The following is a 22,369-nucleotide window of genomic DNA, read 5'->3' as shown; positions in this document are numbered from 1 at the left end:
GATTGGTCGAAATGGCACGGGCAAATCGTCTCTGCTAAAGATTTTGGCGGGCATGGAGCGCCCGGATGATGGTGCATTGCACCTGCAGCAAGGCGTTCGCATTGCCTATGTCGCGCAGGAACCGCTCTTGGTCCCTGAGCACACGATCTTTGAGTCTGTGCGCGAAGGCTTGGCCGAAGTGGTGCAGTGGATCGATGATTACACGCACAGCCGTGGGGACCTGGACACTTTGCAGGGTCAAATCGAATCACGCGATGGCTGGGGCTGGGAACAACGGCTGGACGAGACGCTGCAACGCCTGCAGCTGGACCCTAACGCGGTGGTGCAATCGCTGTCCGGCGGTATGCGCAAGCGTGTGGCCTTGGCCCAGGCCTTGGTCACCCGTCCTGATGTGCTCTTATTAGACGAGCCCACCAACCACCTGGACCTGAACGCCATCACTTGGCTGGAAGACCTGTTGATTGACTTCAAGGGCAGCGTGATCGCCATCACGCACGACCGGGCGTTTCTGGACCGCATTGCGACCCGCATTGTGGAGTTGGACCGGGGCAAGCTTCGACCCTATCCCGGCAATTTTGCGCAATACCAAATTCAAAAAGAAGAGCAGTTGGCGCAAGAAGCCGTGATTCAGGCCAAGGCCGACAAGTTGCTGGCCCAAGAAGAAATCTGGATTCGCAAAGGCGTCGAAGCTCGACGCACCCGCAGCCAAAGCCGCATCACACGCCTGCAAAACTTACGTGGCGAACGTGCGGCGCGCCGCGAAAAAGTGGGCAATGTTCGGATGGAAGTGGCTTCAGGCGTGCCGAGCGGCAAGCTGGTGGCCGAGCTGACCGACGTCAGCAAAAGCTTCACCCAACCCGATGGCTCGGTGCGCACCGTGATCCAGAAGTTCACCGGCACCTTGCTGCGTGGCGACAAGATTGGCCTGCTGGGCCCCAACGGCGCGGGCAAAACCACCTTGCTCAAACTGATTTTGGGCGAACTCGAAGCAGACAGCGGCGAAGTGCGCCGTGGCACCAAACTCGAAGTGGCTTACTTTGACCAGATGCGCGATGCACTGGACCTGGACGCCACACTGGAGGACTTCATCAGCCCCGGCAGTGAGTGGATCGAGATCGGCAACAAACGCCAGCACGTCAAGAGCTACCTGGGCGACTTTTTGTTCTCGCCCGCACGCGGCACGTCGCCCGTGCGCTCCTTGTCGGGTGGTGAGCGCAACCGCTTGCTGCTGGCGAGGTTGTTTGCGCGGCCTGCCAACGTGTTGGTGCTGGACGAACCGACCAACGACTTGGACATCGAAACTTTGGAATTGCTGGAAGAACTGCTGCAAACCTACGAAGGCACCGTGTTCTTGGTCAGTCACGACCGCGCCTTCATGGACAACGTGGTCACCGGCATCATCGCCTGCGAAAGCGCACCAGACCAGCCCGGTTTCTGGCGCGAATACGAAGGCTCGGTGCAAGACTGGTTGGTGCAGTCCAAACGCGCCCAAGCCATTCGCGCTCAAACCGCGCAACGCAGTGCAAGCGCACCGCAGGCCACCACAGCCACAAGCACCGCTGCAACGCCCACACCTGCAGCGCCCGCAACCGCCGCACCGGCCCGCAGCAAGCTCAGCTACAAAGAGCAACGCGAACTGGCCGAGCTGCCCGGCAAGATCGAGGCACTGGAGAAAGAACAAGCCCTCACGCGTGCGCAACTGGCCGATGGCAGCGTTTACCAACGCGACCCTGGGCTGGCGCAACAACTGTTCAGGCGCGATACCGAGATCGACGATCTGCTGCTGACCGCGATGGAGCGCTGGGAAATCCTCTCTAACCGCTGAGAGCAAGCGCTGAAATCAGACGCTTAATTTCAGCGTCACAACAGGTCCGCACGCGTCTTGGCCAAGGCGCGCCAGAACCTGTCATCTTGCGTGCTGGCAAAGTTCACCCGCATGAACGAGCCCGGCCTGCGGTCAGCATGGAACAAGGAGCCGGGGGCCAGCAGGTAGCCGGCGTCGTGCATGCGCAAGGCCAGCAGATCGGTGTCCACGCCCACATCGACCCAGCCAAACAGGCCCTGGGGCGGTGCCACAAACTGGCAACCGTGCGCCAGCGCCAGCTTCACGCTGCGGCTGCGGGCGGCGTCCAGCAACTGCGACAAGCGCTCGGTGTGCCGCCGGATGGCACCCTGCTCCAGACACAGCGCCAGCGCCTTTTCAAACAACACGGGCGTGGTAAGCGTGGACAAGAGCTTGGTGTCCAAAAACGCATCCTTCAGATCAGCCGGAGCCGCCAGGTAGCCCACACGCCAACTGGGCGCGAGGATCTTGGCGTAGCCGCTGACGTAAATGGTTTTTTGCAGCCCATCGAGCACCGACAAGCGCACCGCATGCACCGGGGCCATGTGCCCGTAGGTATCGTCTTCAACCACATGAAAGTTGTAGCGGTGCGCCAGGTTCACCAACTGGTGCGCCACCGGCAAAGACAAGCCATAACCCGTGGGGTTGTGCAAAACCGACACGCTGACCATCATCTTGGGCGCATGCATCTGGGCATAGCGTTCCACCACTTCTAAATCGGGGCCCGTCTCGAGGCGCGGCACGGGCAGGATGCGAACACCCAGGTTTTGCAGCCGGGCAAACTCAATGGCCCAGCCAGGTTCTTCGACCATCACACAATCGCCCGGACGCAGCAAAGTCCGGCTGATGATGTCCAGCGCGTGGGTCGCGCCCACCGTGGTGATCAGCTGCCCCGGTGCGGCGTGCAAGCCCATGCTGGCCAGTTTTGTCGACAAGATGTCGCGCAAACCCGTATCCCCTTGCGGCTCGCCGTAGCGCAAAGAGGACTCACGCAAAGCCGGGCTGCTGACCACTTTGCGCAAAGCGGCCGACAAAAAATCGGCGTCCAGCCAGTCCGGCGGAAACACCCCCATGCCCGGCTGCGGCTCGGCACTGGGTTGGTGGAACATGCCCCGAATCAGGCTGGCGGCATTCACAGGCGGCGGATGGGATGCCGCGCCTGCGGCCAGGGACGCTGCAGGCGGCATGCGCTGCGTCCGGTCCCGTACAAAAAAACCCCGGTTCGGGCGCGCCTCGACCCAGCCCTGCGCCACCAGCCAGTCGTAAGCGGCCACCACGGTCGATGCGCTCACCCCGTGCATTTGGGCGCACTGCCGCACCGAAGGCAAACGCGCACCCGAGACCAGCAACTGATCTCGCATGCGCGCCACAAAGCGCTGGGCGAGCTGTTCGGTCAGAGGCTGGCTGGATTCACGGCTGAGCAAAGACATGGGCGGCATTCCAACAAGTGTGCGGTCAGGCAGGGCGATACAGTTTCCAAAATGATCTCACAAACTGTATTGGTACTGTACTCATTTCAGCACTACATTCAAAGCCATGACTTCTTCTGAACTCAGCGCCCTCTTGGTGCTCGCCACCGTGAGCAGCTTCACCCCCGGGCCAAACACCACCCTGTCGACTGCCATGGCCGCCAACCACGGCTTGCGGCACGCCATGCGCTTTGTGCTGGCCGTGCCGGTGGGCTGGGGCATTTTGTTCATCCTGTGCGCAACAGGCCTGGGCGGTTTGGTGGTGGCCTTTCCGCCCTTGCGTTGGGGCATCGTGGTGTTGGGCAATGCTTATTTGCTGTGGCTGGCCTCGCGTTTGTGGCGCAGCGGCAGCTTGCAACAGGCCGACAGCAGCAAACTGCAGGTGGGCTTTGTGCAGGGCGTGGGTTTGCAGTTTCTCAACATCAAGGCCTGGATGCTGGCCCTGGCCATCGTGGCCGGGTGGATCGCCGGTCGGGATGACGGTGCCGAGCGCACGCTGCTGCTTTTGCCCATCATGGTGGCCTATGGTTTTGTCAGCAACTTGGTCTATGCCGTGGCGGGGTCGATGCTGCGGCATTGGCTGGCGCATGGCCGCCGCTTGTTGATGTTCAACCGCTGCATGTCGGCGGCACTGGTGGCCACAGTGCTGTGGATCCTGAACGGCTTGCGCCAAAGCGCAGCCTGAATCGCACCACCACTCACGCCTTGAATCACATGACCGACGCACACACACAACGCGAAAATCGGGGGCTTTGGCTCGGTTTGCTGGGCGTGGTGATTTTTGCCCTCACCCTGCCCATGACCCGCTTGGCCACCGGCACGGTGGACGCACCGCAGCTGTCCCCCTGGTTTGTCACTTTCGGACGCGCGGCGCTGGCGGGTGGTTTGTCGGCGCTGTACCTGCTGGCCGTTCGCGCACCTTGGCCGAAAGCAGCACAACGCGGCTCTTTGTGGCTGTCGTTGGCTGGCAACGTGGTGGGCTATCCCTTGCTGCTGGGCTGGGCGCTGCGCCATGTGACCGCCAGCCACGCCGCCGTCATCACCGCCTTGCTGCCGCTGGCCACTGCAGCGGCAGCCGCCTGGCTCATGCACCAGCGGGCACGCTGGGGGTTTTGGGTGTTTGCCGGTTTGGGCAGCGCGCTGGTGGCGGTCTACAGCGTGTTGCGCGCCATGCAAATGGGCTACGGCGTTGGCCTGAGCTGGGCCGACACCCTGCTGCTGGGCGCGGTGGTGGCCGCATCGCTGGGTTATGTGGCCGGGGCCAAAGTCACGGCCAGTCTGGGGGCCGAAAAAGTCATCAGTTGGGTCTGCGTCATGGCTTTGCCCATCACCTTGCCCGGCGCTTGGCTCACCTGGCCCGAACACGCCATTGCCCCCACCGCGTGGCTGGCATTGCTGTATGTCGGCGTGTTCTCAATGTGGGCGGGCTTTTTTGCCTGGTTTCGCGGTCTGTCGCTGGGCGGGCCGCTGCGCGTCAGCCAGACCCAATTGCTGCAACCTTTCATATCCATCCTGGCCGCCGTCCCTTTGCTGGGAGAATCGCTGGATGCGATGACGCTGGGCTTTGCCCTGCTGGTGGTGTTGACCGTCTTCATGGGGCGGCGCATGGCCAGCACACCAGCCACACCAACAACCACAGTTTCAAGGAGCACAACATGAACTGGACCCTGGCCCAACGTGCCGAAAAAATGAACCCCTCGGTGATCCGCGAGATCCTCAAGGTCACCGAACTGCCCGGCATCATCAGCTTTGCAGGCGGCCTGCCATCGCCCCAGACCTTCCCTATTGATGCCATGCGCGAAGCCAGCGAACGCGTACTCAGCCAGGACGGCAAAGCCGCCTTGCAATATGCGGCCAGCGAGGGCTATGCGCCCTTGCGCGAATGGGTTGCACAAGACCTGCTCAAGCAAGGCATGAACGTCAGCCCCGACCAAGTGCTCATCACCACCGGCAGCCAACAAGGTCTGGACCTGGTGGCCAAGATCCTGATCGACGCAGGCAGCCGCATCTTGGTCGAAACCCCCACCTATTTGGGCGCCCTGCAAGCCTTCACCCCGATGGAGCCCACCGTGGTGAGCGTGGACAGCGACGAGCACGGTGTGGACGCCGCCGATCTGCGGGCCAAAGTCGGCACTGGGGCCGATAAAGCCCGTTTTGTGTATTTGCTGCCCAACTTCCAGAACCCCACCGGTCGCACCATGACCGAAGAGCGCCGCGCTGCCGTGGCCCAGTTGGCCATCGAAACCGGTCTGCCCATCATCGAAGACAACCCCTACGGCGACCTGTGGTTTGACGCACCGCCTGCGCCCTCGCTCAGCTCGCGCCACCCTGACGGCAGCGTGTACCTGGGCTCATTTTCGAAAATCCTGGCCCCCGGCCTGCGCCTGGGCTATCTGGTTGCGCCTAAAGCGCTCTACCCCAAACTGCTACAAGCCAAGCAAGCGGCCGACCTGCACACGCCCAGCTTCAACCAACGCGTGGTGGCAGAAGTCATCAAGGACGGCTTCATTGACCGCCATGTGCCCACCATCCGTGCGCTGTACAAACAGCAGTGCGAAGCCATGCTGGCCGCACTGGACCGGGAAATGGCGGGGCTGGGCCTGACATGGAACCGCCCAGCCGGCGGCATGTTCCTGTGGGTGCAATTGCCAGCAGGCCTGAAAGCCATTCCCTTGCTGGACAAAGCCGTCAAAAAGGGCGTCGCCTTTGTGCCCGGCTCGGCTTTCTACGCCACCCACGAAGAAGGCGGTGCCAACGAAAGCACCCTGCGCCTGTCCTTCGTGACCGCCACTGTGGACCAGATCAACACCGGTATGGCGGCACTGGCCGCTGCGATTCGCGAGTCGCTTTAAAGCGCTCGCCAGCCCAAGATCAACCCAAACCACCGCCATGAAACAACGCGCATTTCGACAAGTCGACGTCTTCACCGACACCGCCTTTCTGGGCAACCCGCTGGCCGTGGTGCTGGACGGTGAGGGGCTGAGCGACGCGCAGATGCAGGCCTTTGCCGCATGGACGCAACTGAGCGAAACCACTTTTGTCCTGCCGCCCACGCCCGAAGGGGCCGCAGGCGGTGCCGATTACCGGGTGCGCATCTTCACGCCCGGCGCCGAATTGCCTTTTGCCGGGCACCCCACACTGGGCACGGCCCACGCCTGGCGACAAGCTGGCGGCCAGCCCCGGCAAAGTGGTCAATTGGTGCAGGAGTGCGGCGTGGGTTTGGTCACCTTGAAATCGGTCGATGGGCGTTGGGCGTTTGCAGCGCCGACTTTGCAACGCCAGACACCCGCGCCAGCGCTGCTGGCCGATGTGCTGGTGGCACTGGGCCTGCATGCCAACGAAGTGCTGGCCGCGCAAGACCTGAACAACGGGCCGCACTGGATGGGCCTGTTGATCGACTCGGTGGACAGTTTGCTTGCACTGGAGCCAGACCATGCGGCGCTCAAACGCCTGAACACCAAGGTCGGCGTGGCGGCCAAGCGCGAAGCCGACGCAGGTGGCCTGATCCGCCGCGCCAACCGCGAAGCCCGCGCCTTTGCCGCTTCAACCCGCATCCCCAACGACCCGACCGGTCTGGAGGTGCGCGCCTTTGCTGCCCCTGTCGGGATCGCAGAAGACCCGGTGACAGGCAGCCTTAATGCATCGCTCGCGCAATGGCTGATCGCCGATGGCCACATGCCAGCGGCGTACAGCGCCCGCCAAGGTACGGTGCTGGGTCGCGCCGGGCAGGTGTTCTTGTCGCAAGACGCACAAGGGCAGGTTTGGGTGGGTGGCGATGTGGTCGGATGCATCGAGGGCTCGGTGACGATCTGATCACCCCAGCGACAGCCGAAAAGGCCCATGCTGCGCACAATGGCAGCCCATGGGAACACTCTATTTGGTCCGCCACGGACAAGCCTCTTTCGGGGCCGATGACTACGATCAACTCAGCCCGCTGGGCCACCAACAATCGGTGCGTCTGGGCGAATACCTGCGGGCCAAATTGCAAGGCCAGCCCATTGAGGCCGTGATGATGGGCAGCCTGAAGCGCCACCGCCAAACCTGGGAAGGCATTGCCGAAGGCGCAGGTCTGCACCACACGCCTTCGGTCTGGCCGGGTCTGAACGAATACGACAGCCACGCCCTCATCGAGGCCATCCACCCCGAACCCCTGGCCAAACCCGACACGCCCGAGCTGTACCGCCACCACTTTCGCCTGCTGCGCGACGCCCTGCAGGCCTGGATGGCCGGGCGCACGCAACCACGCGGCATGCCCAGCTATGCCCACTTTGTGGGCGGCATCGAAGCGGCGCTGGACCATGTGCGACAACACCATTCGGGCGCTGTGCTGATCGTTTCTAGCGGTGGCCCCATCTCGACCGCAGTGGGCCGTGTGCTGGGCACACCGCCCGAGACCACCATCGAGCTGAACCTGCGCATCCGCAACACGGCGCTGACTGAATTCGTGTTCACCCCCAAGCGCCACATGCTGCTGACCTACAACACCCTGCCGCATCTGGACAGCGACGCACACAAAGGCTGGATCACGTTCGCCTGAAACGTGGGGTGCGCTTGCGGCCAAGTGCCTTGCCACAGGTACATTCCCTAGGAAAAACCCCTTCGGTTTGCGGGCACAATAAATCGATGAACAGTTCGACCGCCTGGTTGGCCCTCAAGTCTTTGGAGGGTGGCATCCAGCTCACCACCACACAAGCTGCTGACGCCTACCAGCTGGCGGGTGAGTTGACGGCGCTGCTGGACAATTGGGCGCTGGCCTCGGCGGTTCAAACCTTGGTGGTGCCCATGCAAGGCACCCAAGTTGCCCTGATCTGCAACCTGCGGCCTGAATTTCGACAGCACTGCATGCCCGGGCACGACACCTTGGCCTTGCACGACCGACTCGGCCACAGCCAGAACACCGACAAAGCGTGGGCTTTAGAGCGAGAAATCTGGGTGGCCTTGCTGGGCTCGCCACACCGTTTTCAGTTTGCCAACCTGGCATCGCTGACATCGCACATCCGGGTGCGGCGCAACATGGCGCTGGCCGCCCGAAAAACCACGCTGGCCTTCAAGACCGAAGCGGCCGAACGGCCTCAGGCCTATTGGCAAGATGGCGGTGACGATGCGGGCTTCATTCTCCAACCCGGCCGCTGTTTGGTGGATGCGCTGACCGCAGCCACACAACCCGACGCCACGGGAAAACTCTACGATTTTTCTTGCTACCGGGCCACCGAGTACGTGATCTTGCTGGGCATCGCACAAGAGCTGAAAACAGCGCATCCCGAACTGCTGGCCCAGTTGCAAAGCCTCAATGAAGTCCATGCCGTGCGCTCGGGTCAATTCCATGAGGTCTATCTGATCGAGTACGGCAGCATGGATGCGCCTTTGCCCGCCCGCTTTTATGTACCCGGCGATCGGCTGTGGTTTCGCAACCCGGATGAGCGCTCATCCGACGTCACAGGCTACGAGGGCTCTTGGGTCATGTACATGGGCAGCGGCTTGTTCAGCAACTTCTGGAAGCGCGACACGCCCTTCACGCTAGAGTCCAAAGCCATCGAAATCTTCCACTGGAAAGACGGCGTTTACACCGATGCCCAAGGCGAGCTGCAAATGGATGAATCGGTGGTGGAGGCGCATGTGACCCAAACCCAGGCCAACCCCCAAGCCACCGCCAAAGTGTTGGAGCGCATGCTGCGCATGCGCGACCCTAAAGGGGTTTATGCACAAGGCGGTTGCATCGACACCACCCGCGAATACCCCAAAAGCGTGAGCCGCGACCACTGCGAACTGGTGCCGCCCACATTCTGAGCGCCCGACCCGCTCAGCCGGTCTGATCGGTCAGCGTGTCGGAAGGCAACCGATCAATTTCACCCAACAACTGCGCCAAGGCCCGGCCCGAGGCGTCCAACAATGCCTGGCCTTTTTGCACGGTGGCGGCGGCCGCATTGCCAGCAGCACCGTGGCGGTTGTAATCCTGCATTTGCCAGCCCAGCTTGGCACTTTTGCCGTTGCCCAGAATCTCGAAACGCTCAGCGCGGTCTTGCGAGGTGGAGCGGAAGTTTTGCGCTTGGTCCATGCGCACACACTCGGGGCGCAGCGCCAGCATCATCGAGGTTTCGGTATCCCCCGCGTGCACGCCAAAGCGGTGTTCGTCGGCGCTGAACAGCGCGTTCACATCGCCGCCCTGCGCATCTCGCAGCGGCAAATTGAACCAACTCACGCTGTAAACCAGCATGCCCAACCGGGCCCGCAGGTCACGCGCCACGATGTCCATGACGCTGACTTGTCCACCGTGGGCATTGAGCAAGACCAGTTTGCGGATACCGCTGGCCGCGACCGACTCACCGATGTCGGTCCACAGTCGGATGACGGTTTCGGCCTTCAGCGTCAAAGTGCCGGCAAAGCGGGCGTGCTCAGGACTCAGGCCTACCGTTTGGGTGGGCAAAAACAAGGCGGGCAAGTCGGAGGGCAAGTGCGGCAAGCAAGCCGCCACCACGCCGTTGACCAAGTCAGTGTCGACCGACAGCGGCAGGTGAGGGCCATGTTGCTCGGTCGCCGCGACGGGCAGCACGGCAATGGCCCGGTCCAGCGCCAGCGCTTGGAAATCGGTGGTGGTCCAGTCGGCCCAGAAACGCGAAGGGTTTTGCATGGGGCCATCTTAATTGAGCTTTGGTACGCCGGGGCGGTGTACAGTGCCCTTCTCAGGGCCCCCGCCTGCGGTGATGGGGGCTGAAATCAGGAGTTGATGTTGAAGGTTTTTGTGTTTTTTCGTGACTGGCCCGCTCGCCATGGGGTGGTCGCCTGGCTTGGCTTGACCTTGCTTTTTCTCTTGGCAGGTGCAACCCAGCCCAGCCTGGCTCAAACAAGTTCGCTGTTTTCGTCCAAAGCCGCGTCCTCCAGCGCCCCGGGCGTTTCGGCATTGCTGCCCAAGGCCAGCAACGTGGTCGTCACCGACCAGGTGCGGGCCGAGCTGTTGGTGCATGCACCCCAGGGCATTCAAGCCGGACAGACGTTCTGGCTGGGCCTGCAGATTCAGCACCAACCGCATTGGCATACCTACTGGCAAAACCCCGGTGATTCGGGCTTGCCCACACGTTTGCAGTGGCAGCTGCCTGCGGGCTTGCAGGCGGGCGAGATCGCCTGGCCTTTGCCTAAAAAAATCCCGATTGGCACGCTGGCCAACTACGGCTACGAAGGCAAGCTGCTGCTCGCCGTGCCCGTGACGGTGAGCGCAGACTTCCAGTTTCCGAGCCAGGGTCAGCTGCCGATTCAGCTGCAAGCCGAATGGCTGGTGTGCCGCCAGGAATGCATTCCTCAAGAAGGGCAATTTGCACTGAACCTGCCCTCTGCCGCCTCCCAAGCGCAGCAAGCAGCGCTGTTTGAAGCCACCCGAAAGCTCAGCCCCCAGAGGCTACCCCAGCTGCAACAAGGCAGCACCTGGATCACGGGCGGACAAACCACCGTGTCTGACAACGGCCAGCAACTCAACTTGCGCGTGCACGGCCTGCCAGCGCAATGGCGCGGCCAGCAACTCAGCGCTTTTGCGGTCACGGCCAGCGTGGTGCACAACGCCGCAACGCAGGGCAAAGGCTGGACACAAAGCTGGCAAGGCGCGGTCTGGAACGCCAAAATCCCGGTTTCTGAAGAACGCGGCGACAACCCGCAAACCATGCGCTGGGTGATCGCGCAAGGCCCGGAATCTGCACCCCAGGCCCCGGCTTTTGAGATTGACACGCCCGTGCAAGGCACTTGGCCTGCACGGCCGCCATTGGCGCCTGTCGAAATATCACCTGCGCTGGCCAAAGCCCTGGCCGACAACGCCCGCATCGCCGACAAACCCCTGGCCAGCCAGCCCGCCAACGCGCTCAGCCTGACGCTGGCCATTTTGGGTGCCCTGCTGGGCGGTTTGTTGCTCAACCTCATGCCATGCGTGTTTCCGGTGCTGGCCATCAAGGTGCTGGGCTTTGCACAAACCAACGCATCACCAGACACCGCGCATGCCCAACACCGCGCCGCCGGGTTGGCTTACACAGCGGGCGTGGTGCTGTCTTTCATGCTGCTGGGGGGCCTGATGCTGGGCCTGCGGGCAGCGGGCGAGCAACTGGGCTGGGGTTTTCAATTGCAATCGCCGCCTGTGGTGGCTGGTTTGGCCCTGTTGTTCACCCTGTTGGGCTTGAACCTGGCGGGCGTTTTCGAGTTTGGTCAGATGCTGCCCAGCAGCTTGGCGTCCCTGCAAAGCCGCCACCCCACGGTGAACGCCGGTTTGTCGGGCGTGCTGGCCGTGGCCGTGGCTTCGCCCTGCACCGCGCCGTTCATGGGCGCCTCTTTGGGCTTGGCCATTGCGCTGCCCGTGTGGCAAGCGCTCATGGTGTTTGCCGCCATGGGTGTGGGCATGGCTTTGCCCTATCTGGCGGCCAGCGTGTGGCCTGGCATCGCCCGCGCACTGCCACGCCCCGGAGCCTGGATGGTGGTGTTCCGTCAGGCCATGGCGTTTCCGATGTTCGCCACGGTCATCTGGCTGCTGTGGGTGCTGGGACAACAAACCGGCATTGATGGTGCCAGCGGCCTGTTGGCTTTGTTGCTGACCGTGGCCTGGCTGGCCTGGGCCTTGGGTTTGGCGGGCCGCACCCGCTGGGTCATGGGCGGGCTGGCTTTGAGTGTCTTGGTCTGGCTTGGCAGCAGTTGGTTGCCCTTAGCTTTGCGTGAATCCCCGGTCAGCGCCCTTGAAAGCACTGGGGCGAATACCAGCGCCAGCGCCAGCGTGAACAAACTGGACAACAACACCAGCCCATGGCAAGCCTGGAGCGCCTCGCAACAACAAGCCCACCTGGCCGCGGGTCGCTCCGTGTTTGTGGACTTCACAGCCGCTTGGTGTGTGACCTGCCAGTACAACAAAAAAACCACCCTGGCCCATGCGCCCTTGTTGGCCGACTTTGCGGCCCGCAAGGTGGTGCTGTTGCGGGCCGACTGGACGCGACGCGACCCGGCCATCACCCAAGCATTGACAGACTTGGGCCGAAGCGGCGTGCCGGTGTATGCCTTGTACTCGCCAGACCGAGCCGTTGTGCTGTTCTCTGAGTTGCCCAGCGTGGACGAGGTGCAGGCGGCACTGCAAAAGCTGCCCCAATAGCCGCGCACAGCTGCTGTGGGTGGGGGATGCTCGCGAATGCCCGCGCAGACCTCTGTCCACAGCCTGCGACAATCGGGGCATGAGCACCTCTTCTTTTGCCCCCCTCCAGAACGACACCTTTTTGCGCGCCTGCCTGCGCCAGTCGACCGACTACACCCCCTTGTGGCTGATGCGCCAGGCCGGTCGCTACCTGCCTGAATACCGTGACACCCGCGCCAAAGCAGGCAGTTTCATGGGCTTGGCCACCAATGTCGACTACGCCACCGAAGTCACGCTGCAGCCACTCGAGCGCTACCCGCTCGATGCCGCCATTTTGTTCAGCGACATCCTCACCGTGCCTGACGCCATGGGCCTGGGTCTGAGCTTCGCCCTGGGCGAAGGCCCCAAGTTCGCCAAAAACGTGCGCGACGAAGCCGCTGTGGCCCAACTGGCTGTGCCTGACATGGACAAGCTGCGCTACGTGTTTGATGCCGTCACCAACATCCGCAAAGCACTGAATGGCCGCGTGCCGCTGATTGGCTTTTCGGGCAGCCCCTGGACGCTGGCGTGCTACATGGTCGAAGGCGCGGGCTCGGACGACTACCGTCAGGTCAAGAGCCTGATGTACAGCCGCCCTGACCTGATGCACCGCATTCTGGAAATCAACGCCGACTCGGTCGCGCAATACCTGAACGCGCAGATCGAAGCCGGTGCCCAGGCCGTGATGATTTTTGACAGCTGGGGGGGCGTGCTGGCCGATGGCGCATTCCAGCAGTTCAGCTTGGCCTACACCGCCCGCGTGCTGGCCCAACTCAAGACCGAGCACGAAGGCCAACGCATCCCCAGCATCGTTTTCACCAAAGGCGGTGGCCTGTGGCTGCCCGAAATGGCGGGCCTGAACTGCGACGTGCTCGGCCTGGACTGGACCATGAACCTGGGTCGCGCCCGCGCACAAGTGGGCGGCCAGGTGGGCGGGCCGGGCAAAGCGTTGCAAGGCAACATCGACCCCAACGTGCTCTTTGCGCCGCCCGAGCACATTGCCCAAGAAACCCGCCGTGTGCTGGACAGCTTTGGCGCACCGCACACCGACCCGACCACTACCGGGCCTACGCACATCTTCAATCTGGGCCACGGCATCAGCCAATTCACACCGCCAGAGCATGTGTCGGCCTTGGTCGAGACGGTGCACAGCCATTCACGGGCTTTGCGCCAAAAGTGAGCATGTGGGCTTGACGGCTTCAGGCCCCGCTAGCATAGAAAACCAGCACCTTAGCCCTTTTTTTTGCAAAATAAATGACTTCGGGTGCTTGACTTATGCACAAAAGTGAATCCTCCCCTTTGCCGGCCCGGCATGCTGCACCGTAGCAAAACAGGTGTATTCATGATTTTGCAAGTTGTTGATTTTATTGAACTTTTTATCTTGCCCATTGGATGGGCAATTTGACGGAAGGCTTGATTTTCAAGGCTTCCAGGGCATCCAGATCGAGTTTTCCCCAAAGTTATCCACAGATTTTCTGGATCAAGGCCAAAGTACTGATAAATCAACGACTTACACCTTGTTTCAAGAATTCAGCTAACTTTTGACACCCTCAATTTCATCTAAAACACCGAGAAAAATGTGAGCACCCACCACTGGATCGACGTCGCCGTCCAGACCCCGGCCCACAGCCAAGTGGGGGGGCTATTGAGCTACCGCAGCCCCTTTTTGGTGCAAGCAGGGCAACTGGTGCGCGTGCCTTTTGGCAAACGAGACGTGTTGGGCGTGGTCTGGGCTGTGCTGGACAGCGCGCCGAGCAACATGCCCGCCTCGGCTGTGCGCGACGTGCTGGGGGTACTGGACGGTCTGGCCCCGCTGGACCCGAACTGGCGGCAGCTGGTGCAGTTTTCGGCACAGTATTACCAGCGCTCGTTGGGCGAGGTGGCGTTGTCGGCCTTGCCGCCACAGCTGCGCGACCTGACCCACGAACAACTGGCCCGTCGCTTGAAAAAGCAAAACACCGAACGCGCGGTGCAAACGACGCCCGGACCAGCCCTGTCCGACGAACAGCGCCATGTGCTGGACCAAATGGCCGCAGGCACGGGGCCTTTTTTGCTGTTTGGCAGCACCGGCAGCGGCAAGACCGAGGTGTATCTGCAAGCCGTGGCGCGCATGCTGGCCGCCGATCCGCAAGCCCAGGCGCTGCTGATGGTGCCCGAGATCAACCTCACACCCCAGCTCGAAGAACGTGTGCAAGCGCGTTTTGGCGCAGACGCCGTGGTGTCCATGCACAGCGGCATGACGCCCGCTCAGCGCCTGAAAGGCTGGCTGGCCGCCCACGCAGGCCACGCCCGCATCGTGCTGGGCACGCGCATGGCCATTTTTGCGTCCATGCCGAACCTCAAGCTCATCGTGGTCGACGAAGAACACGACCCCAGCTACAAACAACAAGAAGGCGCGCGCTACTCGGCCCGCGACCTGGCGGTGTACCGGGGCCGTTTGCAAAACGCGCCGGTGTTGCTGGCATCGGCCACGCCCTCGCTCGAAAGCTGGCACCTGAGCCGCCCCGCAGAAGAAGGTGGGCGCTACCTGCGGCTGCACATGCCCTCGCGCATTGGCACCGGCCAGCTGCCCAAGGTGCGCAGGGTCGACATGAACAAACAAGCACGTCATGCCGTGCTGTCTAGCCAATTGGTGGCCGCATTGCAAGAGCGGGTGGAGCGCGGCGAGCAGTGCATGTTGCTGCTCAATCGGCGGGGTTATGCCCCGGTGCTGCATTGCGCCGACTGCGGCTGGAAAAGCGAATGCAAACACTGCAGCGCGTTTCGGGTATTTCACAAAATCGACCGCACCTTGCGCTGCCACCACTGCGGCCTGACCGAGCGCGTGCCGCGAGCCTGCCCCGAGTGCGGCAACGCCGACATCGCCCCGATAGGCCGAGGCACCGAACAGCTTGAAGAGCATTTAGGCGAACTGCTGGCCCATGTGAAGCGACCCGATGGCGGCCCTGTCCGCATCGCCCGCATCGACGCCGACACCACGCGCCTGAAAGGGGCGCTGGAAAGCCAACTGGCCTCGGTGCATTCTGGCGAAGTGGACATCTTGGTGGGCACGCAGATGATTGCCAAAGGGCACGACTTTCGGCGCATCACCCTGGTGGCTGCCGTCAACCCCGACACCGCGCTGTTTTCGAGTGACTTCAGGGCACCTGAGCGCCTGTTTGCCCTGCTCATGCAAGCGGCTGGCCGCGCCGGACGCGACGCCGCCCAAAGCGCCACCAGCGAAATGTGGGTGCAAACCTTTCACCCCCAACATGCGCTGTTTGAAGCGCTCAAAAAACACGACTATCCGGCCTTTGCCGCCAGCGAACTGGCCGAGCGCACCGCCGCCGATCTGCCCCCCATCAGCCACCAGGCCCTGCTGCGCGCCGATGCCCGCACCCAAGAGGCCGCCCAAGCGCTGCTGAACGCGGCGCGTGAAGCACTTGAACTGCAACTGAGCGCCGACCCCGCCACCGCAGATCTGGTCATGCAAGTCAGCCTGTACCCGGCCGTGCCCATGAGCATGCAGCGCGTGGCTGATGTGGAACGTGCCCAGATGCTGCTGGAAAGCCCCACTCGCATGGGGCTGCAAAAAGTGCTGTGGCACCTGCACGGGGTGCTGCACCAGGTGCGCAGCCAGCCGGAACATAAAGGGGTGATTCGGTGGTTGGTCGACGTGGACCCGCAGGCGATCTGATCCACCCTGCCGACGAAACTGGGGCTCAGGGCTTGAGCAAGGCCACTGCCCCTGAAAAGGTCAAAAATGCGGCCGAGGTGGTGACCAAAATGATGCGGGCAATGCGGCCGTTGTCGGCCCCCAAGCGCTCAGCCAACAGCGACACATTGCTGGCGCTGGGCAAAGCCGCCACCAACACCATCACCATCAAGGCAAACGGCGCAATCGGCACCCCCATTTGCACAGCCGTGCCCGCCACCAACAACACCAACACCGGGTGCAACAGCAGCTTGGTCAAAGACACCGGCACATAGTCCGCCCACTTCAACGGGCCATGCGGGCGTTGATGGGCCAGCATTTGTGACCGGGCCAACACCGCGCCAATGGTGAACAAAGCCACGGGCGAGGCCGCATCGGCCAGCAAACCCACGGTTTTGGCCACGGGGCCGATCAACTCAAGGTTCCAGAAAGAAAAAGCGCCGCCCAAAGAAATCGCCCAAGGCATGGGGTTGCGCACCACACCAGCCAAGGCTTTGCGGGCCGCACCGGCCACGCCGTGCTCGCCCGCCGCATCCATGCGTGACAAGGCGACGCACAGCGACGACGTGATCACCATGTCCACCAAAATGGTGACGATGGCCGGGCCAGCGGCCTCAGGTCCCAACAAGGCCACCAACAAGGGCACGCCCATGAAGCCGGTGTTGGGAAAAGCCGCCACCAAGGCCCCCAACGAAGCATCGTTCCAGCGGATGCGTTCATTCAGGCTGATGGCCACACTGAACGCCACCATCAGCAAGGCGCACAACAAATAGGTGAAAAACACCCCGGCATCGAGCAGCTGGGCAATCGGCGTGCTCGCGCCAAACCGGAACAACATGCACGGCAGCGCAAAAAACAGCACAAAACCATTCAGGCCCGGAATGGCCTCCAAAGGCAACAGGCCTTTGCGGGCGGCCGCGTAGCCGCACAAAACCAAGGCGAAAAACGGAAAGGTGACGCGCAAAACTTCAAGCATGTGCCAATTGTCGGGGCATTTGAGGCGGGCTTCGGGTCGCAAGGCTGACAAGCGTTGCATGGGGAGCGCGCCAACTGGCCCGATTGACGGTCACACCATCTCAGGCCGCTATGATGGCCCGCTTTGCTTCGCTTCCTCGATTGCCCCACCCATCCCCATGTCAGCCGGACTCAACAACGCTCAACTCGAAGCCGTGAACTTTGTCTCTGGCCCCTGCCTGGTGCTGGCCGGTGCGGGCTCGGGCAAGACGCGGGTGATCACGCACAAGATCGGGCGTCTGATCGAAGCCGGTCTCGAGCCCAAGCGCATCGCGGCCATCACCTTCACCAACAAGGCCGCCGCCGAAATGCGCGAGCGGGCCAAACAACTGATTGGCCGGGCGGCCAAGGATGTGCTGATTTGCACCTTTCACGCCTTGGGCGTGCGCATCATGCGCGAAGACGGCGCGGTATTGGGCCTGAAACCCCAGTTCAGCATCATGGACGCGGACGACGTGACCAGCATTCTGAAAGACTGCGGCGGCACCACCGATGCGGCCACAGCCCGCCAGTGGCAGTGGACCATCAGCCTGTGGAAAAACATGGGGCTGAACGCCGAACAGGCCGCCGCCCAAGCCCCTGACGACAACGCGCGGGTGATCGCCCGCATCATGGCGCTTTACCAAGAGCGGCTCACGGCCTACCAAAGTGTGGACTTTGACGACCTGATCGGCATGCCTTTGAAGCTGCTGGCCGAGTTTCCCGAGGTGCGCGAGCGCTGGCAGGCCAAGATGGGCCATGTGCTGGTGGACGAATACCAGGACACCAACGCCACGCAATATGAAGTGCTGAAACACCTGGTGGGCGAACGGGCTCGCTTCACGGCGGTGGGCGACGACGACCAGTCGATTTACGGCTGGCGTGGCGCGACGCTCGACAACCTCAAGCGGCTGCCGGTGGATTTTCCGAATCTGAAGGTGATCAAGCTGGAGCAAAACTACCGCTCCACCAGCGCGATATTGCGGGCCGCCAACAACGTGATCCAGCCCAACCCCAAGCTGTTTCCCAAAACGCTGTTTTCAGAGTTGGGCGAGGGCGAGCCGGTGCGCGTGGTTGATGCCGTGAACGAAGAGCACGAGGCCGACCGGGCCATTGCCCGCATCCAGTCGATACGGGGTGGGCAAATCAACCCGTCCAAGCACCGCGAGTTCAAGGACTTTGCCATCCTGTACCGCGCCAACCACATGGCCCGGCCGTTTGAACAAGCGCTGCGCCGCGCCAACATCCCCTACAAAGTCTCAGGCGGGCAGAGCTTTTTCGACAAATCCGAAATCAAGGACCTGTGCGCCTGGTTTCGCCTGTGGATCAACAACGACGACGACCCGGCTTTTTTGCGCTCGGTGACCAGCCCCAAACGCGGCATCGGCCACCAGACACTGGGTCAGCTGGGCACGTTTGCCACCCAGTACAAACTGAGCCTGTTTGAGGCGCTTTTTGCTGGCAGCTTGCCCAGTGCGGTGAACGCACGGGCGGTGGCGGGCCTGCACGAATTTGGCCGCTACATCAATGACCTGGAACACCGCGCCCGCCAAACGCTGGGCAAAGTGGACGCACTGGCGTTTTTGCTGGAGTGGCTGAAAGAAATCGGCTACGAGCAGCATCTCTACGACGGCGAAGAAAACGAAAAAGTGGCATCGGCCCGCTGGACCAATGTACTGGAGTTCTGCGACTGGATGGCCGGGCGTTGCGGCGGCGAGATCGATGACACCACGGGGGCACAAAGCACCGAGACCAAAAACCTGCTCGACGTGGCACAAACTATTTCCCTGATCTCAACCCTGAGCGAGCGCGAAAAAGACCAGAACGTGGTCACGCTGTCGACCTTGCACGCCTCCAAAGGGCTGGAATGGCCGCATGTGACCTTGGTGGGGGTGAACGAAGGTTTGCTGCCCTTCAAGCTGGGCGATGATGACTCGCACTCGGCCCGCAGCGAGGGCCCAATGAGCGAAGGCATTTTGCTGCGCCTGCAAGAAGAACGCCGCCTGATGTACGTGGGCATCACACGCGCCCAACGCAGCCTGGCCGTGAGCTGGACCAAGCGACGCAAAAAGGGCCGTGAAACCGTGGCGGCCTTGCCCAGCCGCTTCATCGCCGAAATGCGACTGGATGAAAACACCATCAAGGAAGACCCGCGCGAAAAACTCAAGGCGCTGCGGGCCGAATTTGCCAAGCGCGCAGCCGACGCGGCGGCAGAGGCCAAACCATGACACCCACACCGCATTCACCGCCCTCTCAGCGCATCGCTGCCCTGACGCATCGCGCCTTCGCCAAGTCGACCCTGTGCATGCCCCTGTATATGGGCCTGTGTGGCGCCCTCAGTTTGGTCCTGAGCGCCTGCCAGCAGCTGCCCACGCGCAACGCCTGCCCAACGGGTCAAGACCTCACGCCCGAGATGCTGCACGGCCAATGGACCGCGCAAATCGCTGGCGAAGCGCCCTGGACATTGACCCTGGGGCCACACCCAGAGCATGCGGGCAGCCTGCGTGGTGAACTGACGCAAGGCCCGCAGCGCCATGCGGTGGTGGCCGACCTGGACGATGGCGAATTCACGCTGGAAGAAACACACGATGGACAACGCATTGCCGCCACCTGGTTGGGCAGCCTGACAGCGTCAAGTTGTGGACGCCAAATTCAAGGGCAAAGGGCCTTGATGGGCCAGAGCAGCCGCGACTTCCTGATCAGCCGCACCCCTTGAGCACCCGGCTGGCCCGGGTGAATTGCCCGGTCGAAGCCGTGAACACCGCTTTTCTCACGCAAAATACAGACCTCCACTTTCAGGCCATTTGACCGATGAACGCGTCCACTTATCTTCAAGCACCACCGAAGCGAAAGCTCATCGGTCTGGCTGGGGTGGTGGTTTTGCATGCCCTGCTGTTTTGGGCCATTCAAGCGGGACTGACCCGCACGGTCTTGCAAAAAATGCCCACGGTGGTGCAAGCCCTGTTGCTCGAAGAAAAGCGGCCTGAATTGCCGACCGTGTTGCCCGCAGCACCCCGGCCACCGGCAACGCCAGCGCCCCCCAAAATGCCGCCTGCGGTCTATGTGCCGCCCGCCGACACCCCCGTCGTTTCTGCCCCCCCCAACGCCATCGCGGCGGTCAGTGCCACACCGCCGCCAACAACGGCCACCACTTCGCCTGCGCCCACAGCAACCGCAGCACCTGCCGCGGTGCCGCGTGCATCGGCCCCGGTGCGCACAACAGCAGGCGTCAACATCGCACAATGCGACAAGCCCGAATACCCCCGCGCCTCTCGGAGCATGGAAGAAGAAGGCACCGTGGCCTTGCGCTTTTTGGTCGGGACGGATGGCAAAGTCTTGCAATCCGAAGTCGAAAAAAGCTCCGGATTCAAGCGTCTTGACGAGGCAGCACGGGCCGGTTTGTCAAAATGCCAATTCCGTCCGGCCACGGTCGACGGCAAGCCTGAACAAGCCTGGACAACCATCCGATACGTCTGGCGTCTGGAATGACACGACTCGCTCTGCCCTTCTCGCCACGGCACCGGCCCACGACCCAACACACAGAAAGTTCTTTCATGTTCAACGCTCTCAAAAAGTCCCTGATGGGCGCCGTTTTGCTGATCAGCCTGGCCCTCACCAGCCACAGCCTGGCAGCCCCCGCCAACGAGGCCCCCCCTGCGCCAGTGACCGCCTTGGCCACGGCCACAGCGGCCGAAGACAACCCCTACGGTCTGGGCGCTTTGTGGGCACAAGGCGATGCCGTGGCCAAAGGCACCCTGCTGATTTTGGTGCTCATGAGCATGGGCAGCTGGTACGTGATCTTCAGCAAATTCACGGCGCAAGCCAAGATGCAAAAATTTGCCAAGGCCGCACAGGCGGACTTCTGGAACTCCGGCTCGGTGCGCCAAGCCACCGATGCACTGGACCCCGCAAGCCCTTTCCGGTTCATTGCCGAAAAAGGCCTAGAGGGCGCTTCCAAACATGGGGGTTTGCTGGGCTCGGTGGACTTCAACACCTGGGTCACCATGAGCATCCAGCGGGCCATGGGCACGGTGCAAAGTCGCCTGCAAGACGGCTTGGCGGTGCTGGCCACCGTGGGATCGACCGCGCCCTTTGTGGGCTTGTTCGGCACCGTGTGGGGCATCTACCATGCCTTGGTCAAGATCGGCATGTCGGGCCAAGCCAGCATCGACAAAGTGGCTGGCCCGGTGGGCGAGGCGCTGATCATGACCGCCATAGGTTTGGCCGTGGCCGTGCCTGCGGTGTTGGGCTACAACTGGCTGGTGCGCCGCAACAAAGCGGTGATGGAAGAGGTCAACGCCTTTGGCGCTGACTTGCACGCCGTGCTGCTGGCTTCGGCCCCCAAATAATGGCCATGAACCTCGGCCCCACGCTGGGCACCCAAGACGATGACGAGGTGATTGGCACCATCAACACCACGCCGCTGGTGGACGTGATGCTGGTGCTGCTCATCATTTTCTTGATCACCATCCCCGTGGTCACCACCTCCGTCAAAGTGGACCTGCCCAAAGAACAAAATGTGGTGCGCCAAGCCAAGCCCGAGACCGTGGTCATCTCGGTCAACCAAGCTGGGCAGATTTACCTGTACGACACGCCGGTCAAAAGCCCGGCAGAACTGATCGAACGGCTGAAGAAGTTTGCCGCCATGAAGCCGCAGCCCGATGTGCAAATCCGGGGCGACGCCCAAAGCGCTTTCGAGTCTGTGGGGCGCGTCATGTACGCGGTGCAACGTGCGGGCATCACCCAGGTCGGTTTCATCACCGACCCGGCCCGCTGAAACCGCCAAGGAGCCCAACATGGCCATGCACCTGAACACCGGCAGCAGCGACGAACCCGAAGTGATGATGGACATCAACACCACGCCCCTGATCGACGTGATGCTGGTGCTGATCATCATGCTGATCATCACCATCCCGGCGCAATTGCACTCGGTCAATCTGGACATGCCGGTGGCCACGAATGCGGCGAAAAACACCGAACCCATGGTCGTCAAAATCGACATCGAAGCCGACGCCCGTGTGCTCTGGAACGGACAGGCGCTGGCCAATCGGCAAGCGCTGGACGCCAAGCTCTCCGAGGCCGCCGCCTTGCAACCACAACCCGAGCTGCACATCCGCTCGCACGCCAAAGCCAAGTACGAAGCGGCCGCTGCCGTGTTGGCCGGGGCGCAGCGCGCGGGCTTGACCAAGCTGGGCATCGTGGGCAGCGAACGGTTCGCTCACTGAAAAAGGCACCGCTGCCAC

General features: G+C 62.3%; 19 protein-coding genes (1 of these 19 cut by a window edge). 16 read left to right on the top strand and 3 right to left on the bottom strand.

What is annotated here, in order from left to right; genetic code table 11:
- A protein-coding gene (locus tag ACZ5RG_RS00735; RefSeq protein ID WP_464447548.1) for an ATP-binding cassette domain-containing protein crosses the window boundary here: on the top strand, positions 1-1,825 show its 3' portion. It extends 101 nt beyond the left edge of the window; the window shows 1,825 of its 1,926 coding nt (coding positions 102-1,926); the start codon falls outside the window, past its left edge; the stop codon is at positions 1,823-1,825.
- A 35-nt stretch (positions 1,826-1,860) separates the two neighbouring features.
- Here ACZ5RG_RS00735 and ACZ5RG_RS00730 read toward each other — a convergent pair whose 3' ends face one another.
- Complete coding sequence (locus ACZ5RG_RS00730; RefSeq protein WP_464448223.1) at positions 1,861-3,267, bottom strand: aminotransferase-like domain-containing protein; 1,407 nt, start codon at positions 3,265-3,267, stop codon at positions 1,861-1,863.
- Positions 3,268-3,379: 112 nt separating this feature from the next.
- Here ACZ5RG_RS00730 and ACZ5RG_RS00725 point away from each other — a divergent pair, with 112 nt between their 5' ends.
- The 6 genes from ACZ5RG_RS00725 (at position 3,380) to ACZ5RG_RS00700 (ending at position 9,099) form a co-directional block, all read left to right on the top strand.
- Positions 3,380-3,997, top strand: a complete 618-nt coding sequence (locus ACZ5RG_RS00725) for a LysE family translocator (protein ID WP_464447547.1) — start codon at positions 3,380-3,382, stop codon at positions 3,995-3,997.
- 29 nt (positions 3,998-4,026) lie between these two features.
- Positions 4,027-4,971: a DMT family transporter gene (locus ACZ5RG_RS00720; protein ID WP_315138374.1), complete on the top strand. Its 945-nt coding sequence runs from the start codon at positions 4,027-4,029 to the stop codon at positions 4,969-4,971.
- Positions 4,968-6,164: an aminotransferase-like domain-containing protein gene (locus ACZ5RG_RS00715; RefSeq protein WP_315138377.1), complete on the top strand. Its 1,197-nt coding sequence runs from the start codon at positions 4,968-4,970 to the stop codon at positions 6,162-6,164. Before ACZ5RG_RS00720 ends, ACZ5RG_RS00715 begins: the two co-directional genes overlap by 4 nt.
- A gap of 37 nt (positions 6,165-6,201) precedes the next feature.
- Positions 6,202-7,125: a PhzF family phenazine biosynthesis protein gene (locus ACZ5RG_RS00710; protein WP_464447546.1), complete on the top strand. Its 924-nt coding sequence runs from the start codon at positions 6,202-6,204 to the stop codon at positions 7,123-7,125.
- A 49-nt stretch (positions 7,126-7,174) separates the two neighbouring features.
- Entirely contained in the window at positions 7,175-7,849 is a 675-nt protein-coding gene (locus ACZ5RG_RS00705; protein ID WP_298600966.1) for a histidine phosphatase family protein, read from the top strand.
- An 86-nt stretch (positions 7,850-7,935) separates the two neighbouring features.
- Positions 7,936-9,099, top strand: a complete 1,164-nt coding sequence (locus tag ACZ5RG_RS00700) for a hypothetical protein (RefSeq protein ID WP_312260282.1) — start codon at positions 7,936-7,938, stop codon at positions 9,097-9,099.
- Between the two features lie 13 nt (positions 9,100-9,112).
- Here ACZ5RG_RS00700 and ACZ5RG_RS00695 read toward each other — a convergent pair whose 3' ends face one another.
- Entirely contained in the window at positions 9,113-9,940 is an 828-nt protein-coding gene (locus tag ACZ5RG_RS00695; RefSeq protein ID WP_464447545.1) for a creatininase family protein, read from the bottom strand.
- A gap of 96 nt (positions 9,941-10,036) precedes the next feature.
- Between ACZ5RG_RS00695 and ACZ5RG_RS00690 the strand changes: the two genes are divergently transcribed.
- The 3 genes from ACZ5RG_RS00690 to priA all read left to right on the top strand — a co-directional run bounded on the left by ACZ5RG_RS00690 (position 10,037) and on the right by priA (position 16,115).
- The gene (locus ACZ5RG_RS00690) at positions 10,037-12,421 is read left to right on the top strand and encodes a protein-disulfide reductase DsbD family protein (RefSeq protein WP_464447544.1); all 2,385 of its coding nucleotides are present in this window, start codon (positions 10,037-10,039) and stop codon (positions 12,419-12,421) included.
- Between the two features lie 79 nt (positions 12,422-12,500).
- Positions 12,501-13,619: a uroporphyrinogen decarboxylase gene (hemE, locus tag ACZ5RG_RS00685; RefSeq protein WP_298600954.1), complete on the top strand. Its 1,119-nt coding sequence runs from the start codon at positions 12,501-12,503 to the stop codon at positions 13,617-13,619.
- A gap of 399 nt (positions 13,620-14,018) precedes the next feature.
- On the top strand, positions 14,019-16,115 hold the full coding sequence (priA, locus tag ACZ5RG_RS00680; protein WP_464447543.1) for a replication restart helicase PriA: 2,097 nt from the start codon (positions 14,019-14,021) through the stop codon (positions 16,113-16,115).
- A gap of 25 nt (positions 16,116-16,140) precedes the next feature.
- Here the strand turns inward: priA and ACZ5RG_RS00675 are convergent, their stop codons facing one another.
- A complete protein-coding gene (locus tag ACZ5RG_RS00675) occupies positions 16,141-17,109 on the bottom strand; it encodes an AEC family transporter (protein ID WP_298600948.1) in 969 nt (322 codons plus the stop codon).
- Between the two features lie 157 nt (positions 17,110-17,266).
- Between ACZ5RG_RS00675 and ACZ5RG_RS00670 the strand changes: the two genes are divergently transcribed.
- The 6 genes from ACZ5RG_RS00670 to ACZ5RG_RS00645 all read left to right on the top strand — a co-directional run bounded on the left by ACZ5RG_RS00670 (position 17,267) and on the right by ACZ5RG_RS00645 (position 22,351).
- The gene (locus tag ACZ5RG_RS00670) at positions 17,267-19,354 is read left to right on the top strand and encodes an ATP-dependent helicase (RefSeq protein WP_298600941.1); all 2,088 of its coding nucleotides are present in this window, start codon (positions 17,267-17,269) and stop codon (positions 19,352-19,354) included.
- Positions 19,351-19,842 (top strand): hypothetical protein, encoded by a 492-nt coding sequence (locus ACZ5RG_RS00665; RefSeq protein WP_315236746.1) that lies wholly within the window; start codon positions 19,351-19,353, stop codon positions 19,840-19,842. The genes ACZ5RG_RS00670 and ACZ5RG_RS00665 overlap by 4 nt, the downstream gene beginning before the upstream one ends.
- A 95-nt stretch (positions 19,843-19,937) precedes the next feature.
- On the top strand, positions 19,938-20,615 hold the full coding sequence (locus ACZ5RG_RS00660; RefSeq protein WP_464447542.1) for an energy transducer TonB: 678 nt from the start codon (positions 19,938-19,940) through the stop codon (positions 20,613-20,615).
- A 65-nt stretch (positions 20,616-20,680) separates the two neighbouring features.
- Complete coding sequence (locus ACZ5RG_RS00655) at positions 20,681-21,475, top strand: MotA/TolQ/ExbB proton channel family protein (protein WP_464447541.1); 795 nt, start codon at positions 20,681-20,683, stop codon at positions 21,473-21,475.
- On the top strand, positions 21,475-21,903 hold the full coding sequence (locus tag ACZ5RG_RS00650; RefSeq protein ID WP_298600930.1) for an ExbD/TolR family protein: 429 nt from the start codon (positions 21,475-21,477) through the stop codon (positions 21,901-21,903). Before ACZ5RG_RS00655 ends, ACZ5RG_RS00650 begins: the two co-directional genes overlap by 1 nt.
- Before the next feature lie 19 nt (positions 21,904-21,922).
- Complete coding sequence (locus ACZ5RG_RS00645; protein ID WP_464447540.1) at positions 21,923-22,351, top strand: ExbD/TolR family protein; 429 nt, start codon at positions 21,923-21,925, stop codon at positions 22,349-22,351.
- The last annotated feature ends 18 nt before the right edge of the window (positions 22,352-22,369 follow it).

The sequence above is a fragment of the Limnohabitans sp. TEGF005 genome, assembly GCF_055394835.1.
Note: the sequence above shows the minus strand (reverse complement) of the source record. Positions and strands in the feature narration are given on the sequence as shown.